The following is a 23,052-nucleotide window of genomic DNA, read 5'->3' as shown; positions in this document are numbered from 1 at the left end:
GGGTTATCTTACTTTTATTAGTATCACATGCTTTCTAAGCAGTGGTTTACCGCCTGACGGGAGTGTGAAACAATCAGGTCATCTTTGCATTGATGTTTATTGAGGTAGTCCGGTGATCGATGATGATGGCTACCGCCCAAACGTTGGTATTGTAATTTGTAATCGGCAGGGGCAGGTGATGTGGGCCCGGCGCTATGGTCAGCACTCCTGGCAGTTTCCGCAGGGGGGAATTAACCCCGGTGAAAGTGCTGAGCAGGCGATGTACCGCGAACTGTTTGAAGAAGTCGGGTTAAGAAAAAAGGATGTGCGCGTACTGGCATCTACCCGTAACTGGTTACGCTATAAATTACCAAAGCGTTTGGTGCGTTGGGATACAAAACCGGTCTGTATCGGCCAAAAGCAGAAATGGTTTTTGCTACAGTTGATGTGTAATGAGTCGGATATCAATATGCAGAGCAGCGGCACGCCGGAATTTGATGGCTGGCGCTGGGTGAGTTACTGGTATCCGGTACGTCAGGTCGTCTCTTTTAAGCGAGATGTGTATCGTCGCGTGATGAAGGAATTTATCAACCCGGTGATACTGCTTCAGGAGAGTGTTGCGGCTCGGGTGGCGACCCCATCCGGTCCCCGGCGAAAAAGAGGGTAATTCAGGCACATTATGCTCACGCGCTTGCGAGAAATTGTCGAAAACGTTGCGGCAACGGCCCGCCTTAGTGATGCGCTGGACATTCTGGTCAATGAGACCTGTCAGGCTATGGACACGGAAGTCTGTTCCATTTATCTGGCCGATCACGATCGTCAATGCTATTACCTGATGGCAACGCGCGGGTTGAAAAAACCGCGCGGGCGCACGGTGACGCTGGCGTTTGGGCAAGGTATTGTCGGGCTGGTCGGGCAACGTGCCGAGCCCATCAATCTGGCCGATGCTCGCGCTCATCCCAGTTTCAAATATATCCCCGCCGTGAAAGAGCAACATTTCCGCTCTTTTCTTGGCGTTCCCATTATCCACCGTCGCCATCTGCTCGGCGTACTGGTGGTGCAGCAGCGTGAACATCGTCAGTTTGATAAAAACGAAGAGTCGTTCATGGTGACGCTGGCCACGCAGATGGCCGCGATTCTTTCCCTTTCGCAGATCAAAACGCTCTTCGGTCAATACCGTCAGACGCGCGTTAAAGCGCTGGTGGCCGCCCCCGGTGTGGCGATCGCCCCTGGCTGGCAGGATTGTACCCAGCCTTCTCTGGAGCAGGTTTTCCCTGCATCGAGTCTGGACAGCGAGCGTGAACGCTCCCGCTTAACGCAGGCGCTGGAAGAGGCAACGGCGGAATTCCGTCGCTTCAGCAAGCGGTTTAGCGCCAGTGCGCAGAAAGAGAGCGCGGCGATTTTCGATTTGTACTCGCACTTGCTGAATGATGCGCGACTCAAGCGTGAACTCTTTCAGGAAGTGGATGCGGGCAATGCCGCCGAGTGGGCAGTGAAGCTGGTGATCGAACGTTTTGCTGCGCAGTTCACCAATTTGCAGGATACCTACTTGCGTGAACGTGCGGGCGATCTGCGCGCGTTAGGGCAACGACTGCTGTTTCACCTTGATGATAACGCGCAAATCATGGGGCAATGGCCTGAGCGCTTTATCCTCGTGGCGGACGAATTAACGGCGACGCTATTGGCGGAGCTCCCGCCAGAGCGGCTGGCGGGTGTTGTCGTGTATGACGGCGCCGCCAACTCGCATGCGGCGATTCTCGTACGGGCGATGGGCATTCCAACGCTGGTGGGCGCGGATATTCAGCCCGACCTGCTGCACCAGCGTCTGCTGATCATCGACGGCTATCGCGGTGAGTTGCTGGTCGATCCTGAACCGGTATTGGTACAGGAATACCAGCGCCTGCTGACGGAAGAAAATGAGCTAACCCGTTTGGCCGAAGGCGAAATGGAACAGCCTGCCGTGTTGAAAAGTGGCGAACGTATTCAGGTCATGTTGAATGCGGGGTTAAGTGCCGAACACGAAAAACGCTTTATCAATCAGGTTGATGGCGTGGGTCTGTACCGTACGGAAATTCCTTTTATGCTGCAAAGCGGTTTTCCGTCCGAAGATGAACAGATGGCGCAATATCAAAGCATGTTGCAGCTTTATCCTACGCGCACGGTGATGCTGCGTACGCTGGATATCGGCGCGGATAAGCCGTTGCCTTATCTGCCCATTAGCGAAGAGAACCCGTGTCTTGGCTGGCGTGGTATTCGGATTACGCTCGATCAGCCTGAAATATTTCTGATTCAGGTGCGCGCTATGTTGCGGGCTAACGCGCATATCGGCAACCTCAGTATTCTGCTGCCAATGATCAGCAGTCTGGATGAAATCAGTGAAGCACGTCGCCTGATCGATCAGGCTGCGGGTGAGGTCGAAGAATTACTCGGCTTCCCACAGCCCAAACCGCGGATTGGCATCATGATCGAAGTACCGTCGATGCTGTTCCTGCTTCCTCATCTGGCTTCCCGCATCGATTTTGTTTCGGTTGGTACCAACGATCTGACGCAGTACCTGCTGGCGGTAGATCGTAATAATGCCCACGTGGCATCGCTCTATGACAGTCTGCATCCTGCCATGTTGCAGGCGTTGAATATGATCGCCGTGGAGTGCGAGCGGCATAACATTCCGCTTTCCGTGTGTGGTGAAATGGCGGGAGAAGCGCTCGGCGCACTGTTGCTGACCGGCCTGGGCTATCGCTCGCTCAGTATGAACGGGCGCAGCGTGGCGCGAATTAAATATCTGCTGCGTCAAATTACGCTGGCTGAGTCGCAGGCGTTAGTGCAGCAATTGCTAGGCGCACAGAGTGCGGCGGAAGTCCGCCAGTGGGCGGCAATCTTCATGGAAGAGCGCGGATTAGGCGGCTTAATTCGCGGCGGGCGCTAATTTGACGTGGGGCGATATTGACGGATACATCGAGCTTTAATTGCGAGTAAATGTTTAATAGCGACTCAATGTTTTACAGAACTTTTCCCCTCAGCGGTCAACGAGCGCGGGTGCGTATGCTATGATTCGCCACCGCGGTTCGCAGGAACGGATTCATTCTCCTGCCTTTTGCCTATCAATGACGATCCCGCAAGCAGGGATAACACAATAAAATATGTGGTGAATGATGACGACAAGCTATCTGGCGTTTCCTCAGTTTGATCCAGTGATTTTCTCAATTGGCCCGCTGGCGCTGCACTGGTATGGGCTGATGTATCTGGTGGGTTTTGTATTTGCCATGTGGCTGGCGGTGCGTCGGGCGAATAAACCGGGTAGCGGTTGGACCAAAGATGAAGTCGAAAACCTGCTGTATATGGGGTTCCTCGGGGTCTTCGTCGGCGGGCGTTTGGGCTACGTCCTGTTTTATGCCTTCCCGTCATTTCTTGAAAATCCGCTCTATCTTTTCAAAGTCTGGGATGGCGGTATGTCATTCCACGGTGGCTTAATGGGCGTTATTTGCGTCATGTTGTGGTTCGCGCATCGCACCAAACGCCATTTCTTCCAGGTCGCTGATTTTATTGCCCCTCTGATTCCTTTCGGGCTGGGCGCTGGCCGCTTGGGCAACTTCATCAACGGCGAACTGTGGGGACGCGTAACGACCGATACGCCGTGGGCCATGCTGTTCCCTGGCTCGCGCAGCGAAGATATGATGCTGGCCGTTAGCAATCCGCAGTGGCAGGCGATTTTCAATCAGTACGGCATGTTGCCGCGTCATCCTTCCCAGCTGTATCAAATGATGCTGGAAGGCGTGGCACTGTTTATTATTCTGAATCTCTTTATTCGTAAGTCCCGGCCGATGGGCAGCGTCTCAGGGCTTTTCCTGATCGGTTACGGCACGTTCCGTATTATCACCGAATTCTTCCGCCAGCCGGATGCGCAACTGGGTCTGTTTGGCGACCTGTTCAGCATGGGGCAAATCCTGTCGCTGCCGATGGTGATCGCCGGTATTCTGATGATGGTCTGGGCCTATCGCCGTCAGCCCGCACAGCAATAATCCGCTGTCCTTCTTTAATATTTGTGGTGAGGTAGTATGAAACAGTATCTGGATCTGATGAAAAAAGTGCTTGAAGAGGGCACGCCGAAGGCCGACCGTACCGGCACGGGCACGCGTTCCATTTTCGGCCATCAGATGCGTTTCAACTTGCAAGACGGGTTTCCGCTGGTTACCACCAAAAAATGCCACCTGCGTTCGATTATCCATGAACTGCTCTGGTTCCTGAACGGCGATACCAATGTTGCTTATCTGCATGAAAACAAAGTCAGTATTTGGGACGAGTGGGCAGATGAGAACGGTGATTTGGGGCCGGTTTACGGTAAACAATGGCGTTCGTGGGGAGCCGCAGACGGCCGTCAGATCGATCAGTTGAAGAATGTTCTGACCCAGTTGAGACAGGATCCAGATTCTCGCCGTATTATCGTGTCTGCCTGGAACGTGGGTGAACTGGACAAAATGGCGCTGGCACCGTGCCACGCGTTTTTCCAGTTCTACGTGGCGGATGGCAAACTTTCTTGCCAGCTTTATCAGCGCTCGTGCGATATCTTCCTCGGCCTGCCGTTCAACATCGCCAGCTATGCGCTTCTGGTGCACATGGTGGCGCAGCAGTGCGATCTGGACGTCGGTGATTTCGTCTGGACTGGCGGCGACACGCATCTGTACAACAACCATCTGGAACAGACGCAATTGCAGCTGAGTCGTGAGCCGCGCGCGCTGCCTAAACTGGTGATTAAGCGCCGTCCAGATACGCTGTTCGACTACCGCTTCGAAGATTTTGAAATCGAGGGATACGATCCGCATCCCGCCATCAAAGCGCCCGTTGCCATCTAAAACTTCCCCACACTTTTCAGGGCCGCGTAATGCGGCCCTTTTTGTCTCCTCATTTTCCCCACCTCTCCGCAGCTTTTTTCCGTTGTTACACCGTTGCAGTAAAACATTGCGAGCCGCTACGTATAACGCCGTTAACGCGCTGTTCTTGCTGATAGGACTTATTATCCTGACGCCATGAAAACAGGGAATCGACAACAGCGGGGGTTTACCTTGCTTGAACTTTTAGTTGTGCTGACGATCGTGGCGCTGATGGCAGGCGGCGGCCTGCATGGCTGGATTCAATATCAGCAGGCTATTCGTCTGGAGCAGAGTGCGCAGCAGTTGCTGGATTTTTTGAGTCGGGTTCAGGCGAATGCCTACTGGCATAACGAGACCCGGACGGTGAAGCTTATACCGCAGGGGGAGCTATGGTGCATGGTAGCGGGGCAGAATGAGAAACAGGCGGAGGAAACGTGCCGTGAGAACCATCCAGGGCAGTTCGTTCGCCGTACGCAGGAGGTCGTGCTGGCAAAATCCACCAGCAGCATTTTTACGTTCTTTGGTTTGCGTAATGCGGCTCAGGCCGGGCACATCTCGTTGTCGAATTCTGCGGGTCAGTTGCGTCTCATTATCTCGGTGAGGGGACGTATGCGTCTGTGCAGCGAATCGCAAGTTGTTCTGGCGATTCCTCTATGTTGATAGCCATGACGTTGAGACAACCAAGGCCGAAGTGTAAGCAGCGCGGCTTCACTTTGCCGGAAATCCTGTTAGCGCTGAGTTTAGGTAGTTTGATTATGCTGTCGGCGGCACAGCTCTACCCTCTGTTGCGCAGCCAAAGTCAGGACAGCGCACAGCTTTTCCGGCTGGAACAACTGTTCAGTCAGGTAGCGATGGGGATTGAGAAAGACATCCGTCGGGCCGGTTTTTGTGCGGGGAGCTGTCAGGGCAAGGCGATCAGCATGGGGAATTATCCGGGAGAAGCGGAAAACAGCTGTATGAATGTCTCTTACGATCTGAACCGGAATGGGGTGTGGGATGGCGGGGAACAACAGGATGCGGAATCTTTTGGCTATCGCCTGCGCAGTCGATCATTGGAAATTCAGAGCGGAGCGCACAATTGTCAGGGCGATCGATGGGAAAAGCTGTTTGATCCGCAGGAAGTCGTACTTACGCTGTTCCGGTTACAGCGTTTGGCTACGCAAAATGGTGTAGCGCTGTATGAATTGCAACTGGCGGGATACTGGGCGAAACGCCCTGCGGTTAAGCAGCATATTGTCCGCCTGATATTGGGACGTAACCAATGAAGCAAGGATTGCAAAAGGGAAGCGGAACGCTGGCTATGGTGTTGCTAATCGCCGTTATCGGCCTGCTGTTGATGTCTGGTTTGCAACGTCAGCTTGAGTCTGCCATTCAGGTAGGAAACGATGAACGGCATTATCTGCGAGCGTTCAATCAGGCGTTGTCCTCGCTGAACTGGGGAATAGGACTGCGTTGGCGCGTATCAACCGAAAGCTGGCAGTGTCAGCAGCTCTCAGCGGAGCAGCTCGTGGTGTGTTTGCGGGCTGCCTCGGATGGTAAGCAAGGCGTACTGCGTGGTGAAGGGATGCTCCCCGCGTCGACTCGAACGCTGAAGCTGTACCAGCGGGTGTCATTTCTGGCGCTGTCGCCGGGTCAGATCGCGATTCAACCATTGGCTAACGGCTGGCTGGATTTTTGTCCTGATAAGGAGGTGACGCGCTGTGATGCAACAGAATAGCGCAGTGAATAAGGGGCTCGTGAGTCATCAATCCGGTTTTAGCCTGCCGGAAACGCTGGTGGCGGCGCTACTGTTTGCCGTGTCTCTGATGGGGTTACTGCAATATCACCAGATTTTACAGCAGTCATTTCAGCATCAGTGGCAGCAGCGTCAGGCGTGGCGGTTCGCTATGCAGCAACTGGACGCTTATGAAGCGGGTGTGTCGTATGATCCGTTCGCGCTTGGTCATGAAGCATCTCTTAGCAAAAACTGGCAGTTTAGTGTGTCAGAGCAGTTACAGAGCCCAGAATGCCGTCAGGTAACGGCAAGAGTCATGACGCCACGTCGCTATCAGGCTACACTAAACCGTTGGTTTTGCCGAACGCCGCCTGTTTAGTCGGCGTGCTTGGGTAAACTATGAATTATCAATCGTAAGCCACGGCGAGCAGGAGCCAGAATGTTTAGAATCTATCACTCCAATCAGTTGGATATCTTGAAAAGACTGATGGTTGAGTTGATAAAACGTCAGCCGCTTGCTGATCCCTTCCAGCAGGAAGTGATTTTGGTGCAAAGTCCGGGGATGGCGCAGTGGCTGCAAATTGAATTGGCTGGGCACTTCGGTATTGCTGCCAATATCCAATTCCCGCTGCCCGGTGTTTTCTTGTGGAATATGTGTCGCCACGTGCTGCCGGATATTCCAAAAGAAAGCGCCTTCAGCAAGGATGCAATGACGTGGAAGCTCATGCATTTGCTGCCCGATTTACTGGAACAACCTGATTTTTCGGCACTTAACCACTATCTGCAGGATGATGATAACCAGCGTAAGCTGCATCAGCTTGCCGGGCGCGTAGCGGATCTTTTCGATCAATACCTGATTTATCGCCCAGAGTGGATCAAGGCATGGCAAGAAGGGAAACAGGTTGACGATCTCGGCGGGAACCAACTGTGGCAGTCTGCGCTGTGGCGTGCGCTGGTGGACTACACTCGCGAACTGGCGCAGCCCGAATGGCACCATGCGATTCTGTATCAACGCTTTATTAATGCGTTAGAGCAGGCAAAAACATGTCCGAAAGGCCTGCCGCCACGCGTTTTTATCTGTGGTATCTCGGCGTTACCTCCCATCTATCTACAGGCGTTGAACGCATTGGCGCGGCACATTGACGTGCATCTGCTATTTACCAATCCTTGTCGCCATTACTGGAGCGATATTCAGGACTATAAGTTTCTGGCGAAGCTAAAAGCCCGCAACCGGCGCTTGCATCGCTTTGACGGCGTTCAGACGGATGAAACGCGTCCGTTATTTCGCGATCCTGGACAGGCAGAAACGCTGTTCAATGACGACGGTAACCAGTTGATTAATAATCCGCTGCTAGCATCGTGGGGAAAGCTGGGGCGCGATAATCTTTATCTGCTGGCTGAGTTGGATAATGTGCAGGAGGTCGATGCCTTTGTTGAGTCGGATGGCGAAAATCTGCTGCAAACCCTGCAGCGCGATATCCTTGAGCTGGAAGACCACGCGGTAGTCGCGGTTAGTCACGAGACGCAGAACAGCAGCATGCAAAAGCGTCTGCTGGCGCTCGACGATCGTTCGGTTGATTTTCACGCCTGCCATAGCCCCCAGCGTGAGGTTGAAGTGCTTCACGATCGCTTGCTGGCTATGATGGCGGACGATCCTGAACTGATGCCGCGTGACGTCATTGTGATGATGGCGGACATCGACAGCTATACGCCGTTTATTCAGGCGGTGTTTGGCAACGCGCCAGACAACCGCTACCTGCCTTTTGCCATCTCCGATCAGCGTGCGCGACATGCGCATCCCGCCTTGCAGGCGGTAATCAGCCTGCTGGATTTACCGACAAGCCGTTTTACGGCGGAACAGGTTCTGGCGTTGCTTGAAGTCCCCGCGTTAGCCGCTCGTTTCGGTATTCAGGAAGAAGGGTTACGGCGTTTGCGCCTGTGGGTGGTGGAATCCGGCGTGCGCTGGGGATTGGATGACGACAACGTGCGCGATCTCATGCTGCCGCCAACGGGCCAGCATACGTGGCGTTTCGGTCTGACGAGAATGCTGTTGGGCTATGCGATGGACAGTCAGGTCGGCGACTGGCAGGGCGTGTTGCCTTACGATGAATCCAGCGGATTGATTGCGGAACTGGCTGGTCAACTGGCCGAACTGCTGATGCAGATTCATCAGTGGCGTCAGCGCTTGTCTCAACCACGAGTGCTTGTCGACTGGCTACCGCTATGTCGAGAGTTGATCGAAACCTTCTTTGATGCTGACAGCGAGACCGAAGCGGCGCTGGCGTTAGTTGAAAAACAGTGGCAGTACGTGATTGGCATGGGGACGATGGCGCATTATCCACAGCAGGTGCCGATTTCCCGGTTACGTGATGAATTGTCGCGGCGTCTCGATCAGGAACGGCTCAGCCAGCGTTTTCTGGCCGGTGCGATCAACTTTTGTACGCTGATGCCGATGCGTTCTATCCCATTCAAGGTCGTGTGTTTGCTGGGGATGAATGATGGTGTCTATCCCCGAACGTTGCCGCCGCTCGGGTTCGATCTGATGGGGCGGAAGATCAAGCGTGGCGATCGTAGCCGACGTGACGACGACCGCTATCTGTTCCTTGAAGCGCTGCTGTCGGCGCAGCACAAACTTTATATCAGCTATATCGGGCGCTCGATTCAGGATAATACACGCCGCTATCCTTCCGTATTGGTTAGCGAACTGACGGAATATATCGCGCAAAGTTACGTCCTGCCGGGGGATGAAACGCTGGATATTGATAGCAGCGCGGAACGGGTGATGAAGCACCTCTGCCGTGAACATAGCCGTATGCCTTTCGATGCAGATAACTTTCTGCCAGCACCGCAGCCATTGAGCTTTGCGGCAGAATGGCTGGCGGCGGCGAACCGAAAAGGGGAGGCCCAGCCTGATTTCGATCGTGAAGCGTTGTCCGAAAGAACAACGGATAGCGATGTGAGTCTGGACGATCTGAAGCGTTTTTATCGTCATCCTGTGCGAGCCTTTTTTCAACTGCGGCTTGGCGTGAGTTTCATGCTACATAGCGATGAACTGCTGGATGAAGAGCCCTTCGTGGTTGATAGCCTTAATCGCTACCAATTGAATAGTGAGTTGCTTAATACCTTGATTAATGAAGGCGATACGGAAAAACTGTATCGCCGTGCCAGAGCTGCGGGTGAATTGCCCTATGGGGCGTTTGGCGAAATTTACTGGCAGGAACAACAGCAGGAGATGGCGCAGCTGGCTGCGCGCGTGCGTGATGAATTAACGTCCTCGCTGTCGGTGAGTCGGGAAGTCGATATCCTCCTTGACGGCGTGCGCGTGAGCGGTTGGCTAAATCAGGTGCAGCCGGATGGCCTGCTACGCTGGCGCCCCGGCACGCTTTCCATGAAAGACGGCATTACGCTGTGGTTGGAACACCTGGCCTACTGTGCGACGGGTGGGCAGGGGGAAAGTCGGTTGTATGGGCGGGAAGATACCGCGTGGCGCTTTGCAGCCCTGTCGGAAACGCAGGCCAGAGAACATCTTGCTCTGATGTTGGAGGGGTATCGGCGGGGAATGATCAAGCCGCTGTTACTGCTCAATAAAGCGGGAAGCGCCTGGCTTGCTGAATGCTATGATCGCGAAAGCGATAGCCTGCGCTCGGATGAAGAGACGCAAAACAAGGCGCGAGCCCGCTTACTGCAAGCCTGGCAGGGTAATATGGGAATGCGGGGGGAAGGTGAGGATTATTACCTGCAACGTATTATTCGTGAGTTGGATGAAAAACGAATGAATGAGGTGATTGAAGCGGCGCAAATCTGGCTACTGCCACCGTTCCGCTCTAATCTGGCGTGATGAGTTTGTTTTGGGTCATACCCGAGTCGATTTCGAGGTGCGAGAAGATAACGCACTGCAACGTGAAAAGTGATGGATATGAGGTTGGAGAATTGCATGCGTAAACAGTGGGTCTGGATTACCGGGTGGTTTCTTTTATTCACATTCTGGCTTCCGGCGAGTTGGGCAGAAACAGGCTGGCAGCCGCTGGCGCAGACCATTCGAAAAAGCGAAAAAGATCCGCGGCAATATCAGGCGATCAAGCTGGATAACGGAATGACCGTTCTGCTGGTTTCCGATCCGCAGGCACCCAAATCCTTGGCATCACTGGCGTTGCCTATTGGTTCGCTGAACGATCCTGATAACCAACTGGGGCTAGCGCATTACCTTGAACACATGGTGCTGATGGGATCGAAACGTTACCCTGAGCCGGAAGCCCTGTCCGAATTTTTGAAAAAGCATGGCGGCAGCCACAACGCCAGCACGGCGTCTTACCGCACGGCATTTTATCTGGAAGTGGAAAATGATGCGCTGCGGCCAGCGGTCGATCGCATGGCCGATGCGATTGCGGAACCGCTGCTCGATCCGGTGAATGCCGATCGTGAGCGTAACGCGGTCAATGCGGAATTGACGATGGCGCGTTCGCGTGACGGTCATCGCATGGCGCAGGTAGGTGCAGAGACGCTGAATCCGGCGCACCCGAGCGCGCGTTTTTCGGGGGGCAATCTTGAGACCCTGAGCGATAAACCCGGTAGCAAACTGCATGATGAACTGGTGAAGTTTTATCAGAAATACTACTCGGCCAACCTGATGAAAGGGGTGATTTACAGCAATCAACCTCTGCCGGAACTGGCGAAACTGGCGGCCGACACATTCGGGCGTATTGCCAATCACAACGCCAGCGTTCCCGCGGTTACCGTTCCTGTCACGACGGAGAAGCAGCGCGGCGTAATGATTCACTATGTTCCCGCACAGCCAAGAAAACAGCTGCGTATTGAGTTTCGCGTCAGCGATATTAGCCAGGAATTTCGTAGCAAGACGGATACCTACATTAGCTATCTGATCGGTAACCGCAGCCAGAATACGCTTTCTGACTGGTTACAAAAGGAAGGTCTGGTTGAGTCTATCGGTGCAGGTTCTTCACCGATCATTGACCGTAACGGCGGCATGTTTGCAATTTCAGCCTCGCTGACCGATAAAGGTCTGGCACAGCGTGACGAGGTGATTGCCGCCATCTTCCGTTACCTGCAACAAATCCGTACCGAGGGGATTCAACAGCGCTATTTTGATGAAATCGCGCATGTTCTGGATCTGGATTTCCGCTATCCGTCCATCAGTCGGGATATGGACTACATCGAATGGCTGGTGGATACCATGTTGAGCGTGCCGGTCGAACATACGCTGGATGCGCAGTATGTTGCGGATCGTTATGATCCAAAGGCTATCGCCGCACGTCTGGACGAAATGACGCCGCAGAACGCACGCGTCTGGGTCATCAGTCCGAATGAACCGCATAATAAAGTGGCCTATTTTGTCGATGCGCCGTACGAGATGGATAAAATTCCATCGGCCACATTCGCAAAATGGAAAACGCTGGGACAGAAAATGTCGCTGTCGTTGCCAACGATCAATCCGTATATCCCCGATGATTTTTCCCTGATCAAAGCCGATAAGGCGATGACTAAGCCGACGCTCCTGCTGAATCAGCCGGGGCTACGCGTGTTGTATATGCCAAGCCACTACTTCGCCGATGAACCGAAAGCGGAAATCACGCTGTTTCTGCGGAATCAGGAAGCGCGCAGTACCGCCCGTAATCAGGTGCTGTTTGCGTTAAATGATTATTTGGCGGGGCTGGCATTGGATGAACTCAGCTATCAGGCCTCGGTTGGTGGCATCAGTTTCTCCACCCGCAGCAATGATGGTCTGGTGATTAACGCCAATGGCTATACCCAGCATTTACCACGGTTGCTACTGACGTTGGCGGATGGCTATGCCTCCTTTACGTCGACGGAAGAGCAGTTAGAACAGGCAAAATCCTGGTATTTGCAGCAGTTGGATGCGGTAGAGAAATCAAAAGCGTTTGAACAGGCATTACAGCCGATTCAGGCTGTGTCGCAACTGCCTTACTTCGAGCGTGGTGAACGCCGTAAGCTGCTGAAGGATATCCGTTTACAGGACGTGGTTAACTACCGTAAAGATCTGCTGCAAAAAGCCACGCCGGAAATGCTGGTCGTCGGCAATCTGGCTCCAGAGCGAGTCACCGAACTGGCAAATACGCTGAAAGCGCATTTGAAGGCCGATGGTGAAAATCTGTCGCGCAGCGATGATGTCAAAATCAGTAAGACACAGCTTGCTAATCTACAGCGTCCTGGCAGCAGCACGGATTCTGCGTTAGCGGCGGTGTATGTACCGACGGGTTACTCGGAAACGCAGAGTATGGCATACAGCTCCGTGCTGGGGCAGATCGTCCAGCCTTGGTTCTATAGCCAATTGAGAACAGAAGAGCAACTGGGCTATGCCGTGTTTGCCTTCCCGGCGTCTGTTGGCAGACAGATGGGCATTGGTTTCCTGCTGCAAAGTAATAGCAAGCAGCCGGCTTATCTCTATCAGCGCTATGAAGATTTTTACCTGAAAGCGCAAAAACGGCTGCGTGAAATGAGTGAAGAAGAATTTGCGCAGTATAAGCAAGGCGTGATGAATGAACTGAATCAGCGTCCGCAAACATTGGGCGAAGAAGCTGGCCGACTGCGTAAAGATCTGGATCAGGAAAACTTTGCTTTTGACTCGCGTGAGAAACTGCTTGAACAAATCAAACCGCTGACGGTGACGCAAGTGGCTGATTTCTTCCAGAAGGCGCTGAAGCCTGAAGGGCTCGCCGTGCTGTCACAGGTTTCCGGTAGCCATCATGGTAAAGCTGACTATGCTGCGCCGAAGGGATGGCACACCTACGCGGATGCATCTTCGTTGCAGAAAACGTTACCGCATGAGAAAGCGCCTGCGATGATCCCTGCCCCCGCAGCACAGCCGACGGTAGAGGCTGCCGCATCGGAAGCTGTCGGTAAGGTTTCAGCAGAATGAACAGCGCCGCGCCACAATCATTAGACGTCATGACGTTGCCGCTCCTGGGGGAGCGGCTGATTGAGGCGTCGGCCGGAACAGGGAAAACCTATACGCTGGCGGCGCTCTACCTGCGCCTGCTACTGGGGCTGGGTAAGCAAGCCGCTTACCCACGTCCGCTACTGGTCGAGGAAATTCTGGTTGTGACCTTTACGGAGGCGGCGACCGAAGAACTGCGAGAACGTATTCGAGCCAGAATCCACGCCTTACGCATCGCCTGCCTGCGTAAAAGTGCGCAGGGTGAAGAGTCGGAGAAGCCTAAAGATGCTTCGCTAGCACAACTGCTGGAGGAGATTTCTGACCATCGCGATGCGGCCGATGTCTTGCTGGCTGCCGAACGACAAATGGACGAGGCGGCGATCTACACGATCCACGGTTTCTGCCAGCGTATGCTCAGTACCAATGCGTTTGAGTCTGGTGTGCTTTTTGAACAGGTGCTGATAGAAGATGAGCAGCCGCTGCGCCGTCAGGCCTGCGCCGACTTTTGGCGTCGTTATTGCTATCCGTTGCCGGTAGAGGTCGCACGTATTGTCGGCCTGGAGTGGAAAGGGCCGGAAAACCTGCTGACCGACCTGGCTCCCTATCTGCACGGTGAAGCGCCTGCATTTCGCTTGATGCCAGAAGAGGACGAAACGCTGCAGAGTCGGCACGATAAGATCGTGGCGACAATCGACGCGTATAAACAACGCTGGCTGGCGTCAGCAGCGGACCTGGAAGCGTTGATTAGTGCTTCTGGCGTCGATAAACGCAGCTACAGCAGTAAGCATCTACCCAACTGGCTACAGAAAGTTACGCTGTGGGCAGAGCAGCAGCCGACGCTGGATTACCAACTGCCGAAGGATCTGGTACGGTTTTCCCAGCAAGCGCTCATTGAAAAGACGAAGAAAGGGGAACCGCCCGTTCATGCCCTCTTTGAGGAAACAGACCGGCTGCTCGCCACACCGCTGTCGCTGCGTGATTTAGTGATTGTGCGTGCACTGTCGGCAATCCGGGAGTCAGTGAGTGAGGAAAAGCGGCAGCGTGCAGAGCTAGGGTTTGACGATCTGCTGAGCCGTCTGGATGTTGCATTGCAACAGCCGGGTGGGGAACGGCTTGCCAGCGCCATTCGCGAACGCTATCCGGTGGCGATGATCGATGAATTTCAGGATACCGACCCCCAGCAGTACCGTATTTTTCGGACGCTGTATGTTGGGCAGCCGCAGTGTGGGCTGCTGTTGATCGGTGACCCTAAGCAGGCTATTTATGCGTTTCGCGGTGCGGATATTTTTACCTACATGCACGCGCGCGGAGAAGTGGCTGCACATTATACGCTGGGCACGAACTGGCGATCGTCACACCAGATGGTACATGGCGTTAATCGTCTATTTGAACGCCTCGAATATCCTTTTATTTTTCAAAACATCCCGTTCCTACCGGTCAAGCCTGCCGAATCTAAGCGCGGTTTGGTGTTTGAGGTTGCCGGGAAGCCGCAGCCTGCACTGCAATTCTGGCTAACGGGTTCAGAACCGATTGGCATAGGGGATTACCAGCAGCGGATGGCGCGCCAGTGTGCGGCGCAGATTCGTGACTGGCTCGCCGCCAGCCAGCGTAATGAAGCCTGGTTGGTTACCGATGATTCCCGGCGTCTGGTCAAGGCATCCGACATGAGCGTGCTGGTGCGTAGCCGACGTGAAGCCTCGCTGATTCGTGGTGCGCTGAGCCGTTTGTCTATACCTTCGGTGTATCTGTCCAATCGCGACAGCGTATTCAGTACGCCGGAAGCCAGCGATATGTTGTGGCTGTTGCAGGCGGTGCTGGCTCCAGAGCAGGAGCGCACGTTACGCAGCGCGATGGCGACGGCTCTGATGGGGTTGGATGCTGGGCAGGTTGATGCATTAGGGCAAAGTGAAACCGCGTGGGATGCGCTGGTAGATGAATTTGCGGGTTATCGCGCGTTGTGGCGTCAGAAAGGCGTACTGCCCATGCTGCGTGCACTGATGAGTCGCCATCAATTGGCGGAGAACCTGCTGGCGAGTGCGGAAGGGGAACGTCGTCTTACCGATATTCTGCATATCGGCGAGTTGTTGCAGGATGCCTCGGCAACGCTCGACAGTGAACACGCGCTGGTACGCTGGCTATCGCAACAGATTGTTCAGCCGAATCCGCAGGCAGAGAATCAGCAGTTGCGTCTGGAAAGCGATCGCCATCTGGTGCAGATCGTGACGATCCATAAATCGAAAGGGCTGGAATATCCGCTGGTGTGGTTGCCTTTCATTAGCCACTTCCGCGTGCAGGATCAGGGGATTTATCACGATCGCGAGAGCTATCAGGCCGTGTTGGATCTGCAAAATCATGAAGAAAGCCAGACGCTGGCGGAAGAAGAGCGGCTGGCGGAAGATTTACGTTTGTTGTATGTCGCGCTGACCCGTTCTATTTATCACTGTAGCGTCGGCGTCGCACCGATTCAGCGGTCACGTAAGAAAGACGGCAGCAGCGATATGCACCAGAGCGCGTTGGGTTATTTACTCCAGCGCGGTAAAGAAGCTGAGGCTGCCACGTTGGTTAGCGAGCTGGAAGGCATGGTCGGTGACGGTGTCGCATTAACACCGTTACAGGCCACGGAAGAACAGCGCTGGCAGCCGGATAGACCTGAATTGGCAGAGCTGCGGGCTCGCCACATTGAACGCCAACTGCGCGATGGCTGGCGAGTCACCAGCTATTCGGGGCTTCAGCAACATGGTACTGCAGGCGCGCAGGATCTGGTGCCGCGTCTGGATATTGAAGCGATAGGTGAACGTCAGGAAACGGATGAAGCCCAGCTGACGCCTCATACGTTCCCGCGCGGCGCGAGTCCGGGGACGTTTTTGCATAGCCTGTTTGAAACGCTGGATTTCACTCAACCCGTTGATGATGCCTGGCTGGCCGAGCAGTTGCAGCTACAGGGGTTTGAAGCCCACTGGCAACCAGTGTTGAAGGCGTGGATGGATACGCTTTTGCAGACGCCGCTTAACGAACAGGGGATTACGCTATCGGCGTTGGATAACGCAGATAAGCAGGCTGAATTGCAGTTCTATATCCCGATCGAGGCACCGATACAGGCGGCGCAGTTAGATCGGCTGGCAAAGCATCACGATCCGCTATCTGCTCGCTGTCCGGCACTCTCTTTTCAGCAGGTGAAAGGTATGTTGAAAGGGTTTATCGATCTGGTGTTCCGCTGGGAAGGGCGCTATTACCTGCTGGACTACAAATCCAATTGGCTTGGCCCTGATGCCAGTGCGTACACCCAGACAGCCATGATGCAGTCGATGGCCGAACACCGCTATGACCTGCAATATCAGCTCTACACGCTGGCCTTGCATCGCTATCTCCGTCACCGCATTGCGGATTACGACTATGAGCGCCATTTTGGCGGCGTGTTTTATCTGTTTTTACGCGGCGTTGAGGAATCTCACCCCGGCAATGGCATCTTTGCTTGTCGTCCCTCCGCTGAATTTGTTTTCGGGCTTGATACGCTCTTCAAGGGAAAGACGCCTGACGATGCTGATACAGGAATTCCCTCATGATTGCCTTACTTGAAACGGCACTGGCGCGACGGCTGCTGCGCCCGTTGGATATTCAGTTTGCCAGAATGCTGGCGGATGAGACGCAGCCCGATCTGCTGCTAGCCGCCGCTTGTCTTAGCGCGCATTCGGGCGCGGGGCATGTGTGTTTACCGCTGGAGAATTTGCAGGCACAGACGCTGTTTGACGGCCGCGATCCTGAGTTGGCGCAGCAGCTGCTTACGAAGGCAGGGTTAAACACGGTTTCTGCATGGCAACAGCGTTTGTTGGCGTCTGATGCTGTCAGTGACGGCACGACGTCAACGCCGCTGGTGCTGCAAGGAGAAAAACTGTATTTACAGCGTAGCTGGCAGAGTGAGGGACGTGTAGCGCGGTTTATCGCCAGCGAGCGCGATACGATGTCGATTGATGAACCTGCGATCCGATCGGTTCTGGATCGGCTGTTTCCTGACGCGGGCGAAGAGGTTGACTGGCAGAAGGTGGCCGCTGCTGTCGCATTGACGCGCCGCATTGCGATTATTTCCGGCGGACCGGGGACGGGGAAAACCACGACGGTCGCCAGGCTGTTGGCGGCGCTGATTGAGTTGAATACGGGAGAGGCGTTACGTATTCAATTAGCCGCGCCGACCGGGAAAGCGGCTGCGCGGCTAACGGAGTCGCTGGGGCAGGCTCTGCATCGTCTGTCTGTGGAGCCTCAACAGCGGGAAGCGTTTCCGCAAGAGGCGACGACGCTGCATCGACTGTTGGGCGCTGTGACGGATAGTCAGCGCCTGCGTCACCATCAGGACAATCCGCTGCATCTGGATGTGCTGATTGTGGATGAGGCGTCGATGGTCGATCTGCCGATGATGGCGAATGTGATCGCTGCGCTTCCGCCACACGCCAGAATTATCTTTCTTGGCGATCGCGATCAGCTGGCGTCCGTCGAGGCGGGAGCAGTACTAGGGGATATCTGCCGTTTTGCCGAGGCGGGCTATAGCCGTGCGCGGGCGCAGCAACTGCAGCGGCTGACGGGCTGTAAATTGGATGAAAGTGGTCCTGAAGGACAGGCGACGGTCAGTGACAGCATCTGTCTGTTGCGCCGGAGCTACCGTTTCGATCCGCATTCCGGTATTGGCCAACTGGCGCTGGCAGTGAACGGCGGCGATGATGTTCGCGTGCGTGCGGTGCTGAACGGTGAGTTTGCTGATATCACCTGTAGTCCATTAGCTGAGGCTGAAGAGTATCAGGCCATGCTGACACAGTGTGTTGAAGGGTATCGTGATTATCTGCAACTGATTGCTGCGGGAGCCTCGCCGGATGCTGTGCTGCTTGCCTTCCAGCGCTATCGTCAGCTGTGCGCGCTGCGCGAAGGGCCGTTTGGTGTAGCAGGGCTGAATCAGCGCATCGAGCAGGCTTTGCATCAGGCTGGGCTGATTCAGCGCAGTCGTAATCCGCTTAACCGCTGGTATCCCGGCCGCCCAGTCATGATTGAACGGAATGATGCCGCATTGGGCCTCTTCAATGGCGATATTGGTATCGCCATGACGGGGGAAAGCGGTGAACTACGCGTGTTTTTCCCCTTGCCGAATGGCGAAACCAAAGACGTCACACCAAGCCGTTTGCCGCCGCACGAAACGGCCTATGCGATGACGGTACATAAATCGCAAGGGTCGGAGTTCGATCATACCGCGCTGGTGTTGCCTAACCACTATTTGCCGGTGCTGACGAGGGAGTTGGTGTATACCGCCATCACCCGTGCACGCCAGCGTTTATCTCTCTATACCGACATCAGGATCCTCTGTCGTGCGGTGAAGACGCCAACGCAGCGCTATAGCGGTTTGGAAGCGCGAATTAGCGCGTTAATGGCACGTTCTTGAGAGATACTACTTATAGTGAACTGTTTTGATTAGATATTAACGTCAGGCCGATTCGCGCTCAATTAGTGAAAAACCAATATCCACGATGGGGAAGGGCACGCTTTTCCCCTCAATCTTTTCTGCCAGCATTGCTGCTGCATCGGTGCCGATTTTCCAGCGATCGATCCTGACGGTGGTAATGCTCGGTATGCTGTGAGCGGCGAAATCGAGATCGCCAAATCCCATCACTGCCAATTTCTTCGGCACCGCTAATCCTCTGGCTGCGGCTTCAATCATTACGCCCTGTGCCAGCGTATCGGAACTGCAAATAATGGCGTCAAAATTCTCGCCATCGGCGAGAAGATCGTTCAACCCCTGTCGCCCGAGGGCCAGTGTGGCGGGCCAGGGAGCGATGGCCTCACGTACATGACTGCCCGGTTGTTTCTGTATGACGTCGTAAATCCCTTTCTTACGCAGTCCGGCACGCGTGTCTTCTGTCCACACCAGACCGAAGCGCGAATGTCCTTTACCCAGCAAATAATGTCCGATAGCGTTCCCGATACTTTCATGGGAAAAACCAACCAGCATATCGAGCGGTGTTGGTGTGAGATCCCAGATTTCAACAACGGGAATCGTGGCGTTAAGCAGAAGACGTTTGAGTTCGGGCGTGTGGTGAATACCGGTGAGGACGATGCCGTCTGGGCGACGAGAAAGTAGGGTGGCGACAAGCTCCGCCTCGGATTCATTGGTATAGCCCGCGACGCACAGCAGCATGTGGTAACCGCGAGCGGCCAGCTCATCGCTTATCGCCTGAACGGTATCAACGAACATGTTGTTATTGATCTGCGGCACCACGACGGCAATCAGCTTACTGCGTCTGGAAGCCAATCCGCCCGCTAACATGTTGGGGATGTAGCCCGTAGCGCGGACGGCTTCCATCACCCTGTTTACGGTTTCCGCTCGCACAATCTTCGGGTTGTTCAACGCGCGGCTGACGGTCATGGGTGAAATGCCTGCGGCACGTGCGACATCTTCAAGCGTGGGGGCTCGCGGTGGAGTGCTGCTGGCGTTCTTATCGCGTTTCAATCACGGGTTCCCTTCTGAGGCTGTGCGCGCATTTACATGTCGTCGGATTATCGTTGATGGCATATCGGTTTTCCAGTCGCCTGTATCTCTGGCAACCCGCCGAATTGTGTCGCTTTTTGGGGTTGGCTTCTGGGCTAGCCACACAGTATTTCTGTTATATCCTCTTACTTTTCGTGGTGATTGCGCAATCATTAATGATGGCGATTAATGAACGATTTTATCGTGGTAATGATTATTATGTGATCTGAATAGCATGTTTTTTCTTCATTTATCGCTATCGTCTTTTCTGTTTATGAATGTTAGCGCAATCATTTTATGAGGTGAGACATGACCATCAGTGCAAATTCAGCAGCGGTGAGCTATGCGAAAGTCACGAACGTCAGAACGTCTGCCGAGTCGGGCGATCGAATTGAATGGGTAAAACTCTCTCTGGCGTTTTTGCCGCTAGCGACGCCGGTTAGCGATGCGAAAGTGCTGACCGGAAGGCAGAAACCGCTGACCGAAGTGGCGATTATTTTTGCGGAAATTCGCAGCCGTGATGGGTTTGAAGGCGTGGGGTTCAGCTACTCCAAGCGGGCGGGTGGACAGGGCATTTATGCGCATGCGAAAGAGATTGCGGATAACCTGTTGGGCGAAGATCCGAACGATATCGATAAGATCTATACCAAGCTGCTGTGGGCCGGGGCATCGGTTGGCCGCAGTGGAATGGCGGTGCAGGCAATTTCTCCGCTCGACATCGCCCTGTGGGACATGAAAGCCAAGCGGGCAGGTTTGCCCTTGTCTAAGCTGTTGGGATCACACCGCGACTCCGTGCAGTGCTACAACACCTCCGGCGGCTTCCTGCATACGCCACTGGATCAGGTATTAAAAAATGTCGTGATCTCCCGTGAAAGTGGTATCGGTGGGATAAAACTGAAAGTCGGGCAGCCGAATACGGCGGAGGATATTCGTCGCCTCACAGCAGTGCGCGAAGCGCTGGGAGACGATTTCCCGCTGATGGTGGATGCCAATCAGCAGTGGGATCGCGAAACGGCGATTCGAATGGGGAGAAAGATGGAAACCTTTAACCTGATCTGGATTGAAGAGCCGCTGGACGCCTACGACGTGGAAGGCCATGCTGCGCTGACGGCGGCGCTGGATACGCCGATTGCCACTGGCGAGATGCTGACCAGTTTCCGCGAGCATGAACAGCTGATCCTCGGTAACGCCAGTGATTTTGTGCAGCCGGATGCACCGCGCGTGGGCGGGATTTCTCCTTTCCTGAAGATCATGGATTTGGCCGCGAAGCATGGACGTAAGCTGGCGCCGCATTTTGCGATGGAAGTGCATTTGCATCTGGCCGCGGCCTATCCGATTGAACCCTGGTTGGAACACTTCGAGTGGCTGAATCCGCTTTTCAACGAGCAGCTAGAGTTGCGCGATGGGCGGATGTGGGTATCCGATCGTCTGGGGCTGGGATTTACGCTAAGTGAACAGGCAAGGAAGTGGACAACGCTAAGCTGTGAATTTGGCAAGCAGCCATAAGTTGATAAACGATCGTGGCCGATTTTACGGTCGGCCACGAGAAGCGTTATCGAGTGGAATAGCTCAGAGATCCAGCACCAGAATCTTTGAGCGACGCTGGTAGTTGTACAGCGCCTGTTTTTTCTTCGGCAGCATTTCCACTTCGGCGGGTAAAAAGCCGCGTTCCTGGAACCAGTGGATGCTGTGCGTCGTCAGCACGAACAGCTTTTGCAGACCTTGCTGACGTGCCTGAGCGGCAATGCGCATCAACAGCATATCGCCGCGTGATGAACTGCGGTAATCCGGGTGAACCGCGACGCAGGCCATTTCGCCAATGCTCTCTTCCGGGAACGGATACAGTGCAGCGCAGGCGATGGTCAGGTTATCGCGTACCACGACGGTGAATTTGTCGATCTCCATTTCCAACTGCTCGCGCGAGCGTCTCACCAGAATACCTTGCTCTTCCAGCGGGCGAATCAGTTCCAGAATACCGCCGATGTCATTGATGGTCGCGCGGCGAACCTGTTCGGCGCTCTCCATCACGATCTGTGTACCGATACCGTCGCGTGAGAACAACTCCTGTAGCAGCGCGCCGTCGTCCTGATAGCTGATCAGATGGCTACGGCGTACACCGCTACGGCAGGCTTTGACCGCACCGCGCAAGAATCTGACGGTGCCTGAATGGTAATCGCCAGCCTGTTCCAGCGTGTCAATACGCCGCTGTGCGTCATCCGGGAACAGCTCGGAAATGATGCTGCCTTCTTCATTGGTCACGCCCTGAGATGAGCAGAAGCCGATCATCTTCTCTGCCTTCAGCTTAATGGCGAGCTGGGTCGCGACCTCTTCGGAGGTTAAATTGAAACTTTCACCCGTGACAGAAACCGCAACCGGCCCGAGCAGGACAATTGCGCCGCTATTCAACTGGCGGTGAACGGCTTCTTCATCAATACGGCGAATACGGCCGCTGTGGCAGTAGTCCACGCCATCGTCCACACCAAGCGGCTGCGCGATAATAAAATTACCGCTGACGACATTAATGTGGGCGCCTTGCAGCGGCGTGTTGTTCAGGCTCATCGACAGTCGAGCTGTGATGTCCAACTGCAACATCCCCGCAGCCTGCTTGACCAATTCCAGCGTGGTGCTGTCGGTGATGCGGGTGTTTTTATGGTAGTGAGGCTCGTAGTGGTGCGTTGTCAGGTTGGCATCGATCTGGGGGCGAGCGCCATAAACGACCACCAGCTTGATCCCCAGACTGTGCAGCAGCCCGATATCATTTACGATGCTAGAGAAGTTGGCATGTTCAATGGCTTCGCCACCTAACATGATGACAAACGTTTTGCCACGGTGGGCATTGATATAGGGAACTGAATGGCGGAAGCCCTGAACCAGTTCTGTACTACGTTCCTTCACTGCGAGCCCTCTTTGCATTTTTATTCGTAATTTCTGTATTTTTATTCTTTATGACGTAAAACGCAAGAGGAAGTATTAACCAGAAAAGCGAGGTTAATGCTTCAAATTTATGATATCCGCCTGTTATAAGGCCTGCAGATGATTTTTGCATGACAGCACCGGGCAGATTCGTTAAAGTTTT

At 54.4% G+C, this 23,052-nt stretch carries 16 protein-coding genes; 14 read left to right on the top strand and 2 right to left on the bottom strand.

From position 1 onward, the window contains the following. Nucleotides 1–112 precede the first annotated feature (112 nt). From rppH to recD, 12 genes are all read left to right on the top strand, one after another. A complete protein-coding gene (gene rppH / locus I2D83_RS17455; RefSeq protein ID WP_012773594.1) occupies nucleotides 113–646 on the top strand; it encodes an RNA pyrophosphohydrolase in 534 nt (177 codons plus the stop codon). Between the two features lie 12 nt (nucleotides 647–658). Further along, entirely contained in the window at nucleotides 659–2,905 is a 2,247-nt protein-coding gene (gene ptsP / locus I2D83_RS17450) for a phosphoenolpyruvate--protein phosphotransferase (RefSeq protein ID WP_205946994.1), read from the top strand. 226 nt (nucleotides 2,906–3,131) lie between these two features. Then, complete coding sequence (gene lgt, locus I2D83_RS17445) at nucleotides 3,132–3,998, top strand: prolipoprotein diacylglyceryl transferase (protein ID WP_103971920.1); 867 nt, start codon at nucleotides 3,132–3,134, stop codon at nucleotides 3,996–3,998. Nucleotides 3,999–4,034: 36 nt separating this feature from the next. Continuing rightward, a complete protein-coding gene (gene thyA, locus I2D83_RS17440; RefSeq protein ID WP_180778193.1) occupies nucleotides 4,035–4,829 on the top strand; it encodes a thymidylate synthase in 795 nt (264 codons plus the stop codon). A 174-nt stretch (nucleotides 4,830–5,003) separates the two neighbouring features. Then, complete coding sequence (locus I2D83_RS17435; RefSeq protein WP_194431701.1) at nucleotides 5,004–5,507, top strand: prepilin peptidase-dependent protein; 504 nt, start codon at nucleotides 5,004–5,006, stop codon at nucleotides 5,505–5,507. Further along, complete coding sequence (locus I2D83_RS17430) at nucleotides 5,501–6,112, top strand: prepilin peptidase-dependent protein (protein WP_205946993.1); 612 nt, start codon at nucleotides 5,501–5,503, stop codon at nucleotides 6,110–6,112. Before I2D83_RS17435 ends, I2D83_RS17430 begins: the two co-directional genes overlap by 7 nt. Beyond that, a complete protein-coding gene (locus I2D83_RS17425; RefSeq protein WP_205946992.1) occupies nucleotides 6,109–6,564 on the top strand; it encodes a YgdB family protein in 456 nt (151 codons plus the stop codon). Before I2D83_RS17430 ends, I2D83_RS17425 begins: the two co-directional genes overlap by 4 nt. Next, nucleotides 6,551–6,940, top strand: a complete 390-nt coding sequence (locus tag I2D83_RS17420; protein ID WP_205948213.1) for a prepilin-type N-terminal cleavage/methylation domain-containing protein — start codon at nucleotides 6,551–6,553, stop codon at nucleotides 6,938–6,940. Before I2D83_RS17425 ends, I2D83_RS17420 begins: the two co-directional genes overlap by 14 nt. A 60-nt stretch (nucleotides 6,941–7,000) precedes the next feature. Next, nucleotides 7,001–10,399: an exodeoxyribonuclease V subunit gamma gene (gene recC / locus I2D83_RS17415; protein ID WP_205946991.1), complete on the top strand. Its 3,399-nt coding sequence runs from the start codon at nucleotides 7,001–7,003 to the stop codon at nucleotides 10,397–10,399. Between the two features lie 96 nt (nucleotides 10,400–10,495). After that, complete coding sequence (gene ptrA / locus I2D83_RS17410; RefSeq protein ID WP_205946990.1) at nucleotides 10,496–13,456, top strand: pitrilysin; 2,961 nt, start codon at nucleotides 10,496–10,498, stop codon at nucleotides 13,454–13,456. After that, a complete protein-coding gene (gene recB / locus I2D83_RS17405) occupies nucleotides 13,453–17,037 on the top strand; it encodes an exodeoxyribonuclease V subunit beta (protein ID WP_205946989.1) in 3,585 nt (1,194 codons plus the stop codon). Before ptrA ends, recB begins: the two co-directional genes overlap by 4 nt. After that, nucleotides 17,034–18,893, top strand: coding sequence for an exodeoxyribonuclease V subunit alpha (gene recD / locus I2D83_RS17400; protein ID WP_205946988.1), 1,860 nt, complete (start codon nucleotides 17,034–17,036; stop codon nucleotides 18,891–18,893). Before recB ends, recD begins: the two co-directional genes overlap by 4 nt. A gap of 42 nt (nucleotides 18,894–18,935) precedes the next feature. On the opposite strand, the gene I2D83_RS17395 is transcribed toward recD, so the two are convergent. After that, complete coding sequence (locus tag I2D83_RS17395; RefSeq protein WP_205946987.1) at nucleotides 18,936–19,958, bottom strand: LacI family DNA-binding transcriptional regulator; 1,023 nt, start codon at nucleotides 19,956–19,958, stop codon at nucleotides 18,936–18,938. 56 nt (nucleotides 19,959–20,014) lie between these two features. Between I2D83_RS17395 and I2D83_RS17390 the strand changes: the two genes are divergently transcribed. Both I2D83_RS17390 and I2D83_RS17385 read left to right on the top strand, forming a co-directional pair. Beyond that, a complete protein-coding gene (locus tag I2D83_RS17390; RefSeq protein WP_205946986.1) occupies nucleotides 20,015–20,206 on the top strand; it encodes a hypothetical protein in 192 nt (63 codons plus the stop codon). A gap of 79 nt (nucleotides 20,207–20,285) precedes the next feature. Next, the gene (locus tag I2D83_RS17385) at nucleotides 20,286–21,482 is read left to right on the top strand and encodes an L-talarate/galactarate dehydratase (RefSeq protein ID WP_205946985.1); all 1,197 of its coding nucleotides are present in this window, start codon (nucleotides 20,286–20,288) and stop codon (nucleotides 21,480–21,482) included. A 63-nt stretch (nucleotides 21,483–21,545) separates the two neighbouring features. Here I2D83_RS17385 and argA read toward each other — a convergent pair whose 3' ends face one another. After that, a complete protein-coding gene (gene argA, locus I2D83_RS17380) occupies nucleotides 21,546–22,889 on the bottom strand; it encodes an amino-acid N-acetyltransferase (protein WP_180778202.1) in 1,344 nt (447 codons plus the stop codon). Between the last annotated feature and the right edge of the window lie 163 nt (nucleotides 22,890–23,052).

It is taken from the genome of Pectobacterium aroidearum, from assembly GCF_015689195.1.
GTDB classification, from domain to species: Bacteria; Pseudomonadota; Gammaproteobacteria; order Enterobacterales; family Enterobacteriaceae; genus Pectobacterium; species Pectobacterium aroidearum.
This window is presented reverse-complemented; position numbering and strand designations above follow the sequence as displayed.

Bases quoted from the DNA above. Each gene is read 5' to 3' on its own strand.
- ptsP (WP_205946994.1), top strand. From the start codon at position 659: ATGCTCACGCGCTTGCGAGAAATTGTCGAAAACGTTGCGGCAACGGCC.
- lgt (WP_103971920.1), top strand. From the start codon at position 3,132: ATGACGACAAGCTATCTGGCGTTTCCTCAGTTTGATCCAGTGATTTTC.
- thyA (WP_180778193.1), top strand. From the start codon at position 4,035: ATGAAACAGTATCTGGATCTGATGAAAAAAGTGCTTGAAGAGGGCACG.
- I2D83_RS17435 (WP_194431701.1), top strand. From the start codon at position 5,004: ATGAAAACAGGGAATCGACAACAGCGGGGGTTTACCTTGCTTGAACTT.
- I2D83_RS17430 (WP_205946993.1), top strand. From the start codon at position 5,501: ATGTTGATAGCCATGACGTTGAGACAACCAAGGCCGAAGTGTAAGCAG.
- I2D83_RS17425 (WP_205946992.1), top strand. From the start codon at position 6,109: ATGAAGCAAGGATTGCAAAAGGGAAGCGGAACGCTGGCTATGGTGTTG.
- I2D83_RS17420 (WP_205948213.1), top strand. From the start codon at position 6,551: ATGCAACAGAATAGCGCAGTGAATAAGGGGCTCGTGAGTCATCAATCC.
- recC (WP_205946991.1), top strand. From the start codon at position 7,001: ATGTTTAGAATCTATCACTCCAATCAGTTGGATATCTTGAAAAGACTG.
- ptrA (WP_205946990.1), top strand. From the start codon at position 10,496: ATGCGTAAACAGTGGGTCTGGATTACCGGGTGGTTTCTTTTATTCACA.
- recB (WP_205946989.1), top strand. From the start codon at position 13,453: ATGAACAGCGCCGCGCCACAATCATTAGACGTCATGACGTTGCCGCTC.
- recD (WP_205946988.1), top strand. From the start codon at position 17,034: ATGATTGCCTTACTTGAAACGGCACTGGCGCGACGGCTGCTGCGCCCG.
- I2D83_RS17390 (WP_205946986.1), top strand. From the start codon at position 20,015: ATGGCATATCGGTTTTCCAGTCGCCTGTATCTCTGGCAACCCGCCGAA.
- I2D83_RS17385 (WP_205946985.1), top strand. From the start codon at position 20,286: ATGACCATCAGTGCAAATTCAGCAGCGGTGAGCTATGCGAAAGTCACG.
- argA (WP_180778202.1), bottom strand. From the start codon at position 22,889: ATGCAAAGAGGGCTCGCAGTGAAGGAACGTAGTACAGAACTGGTTCAG.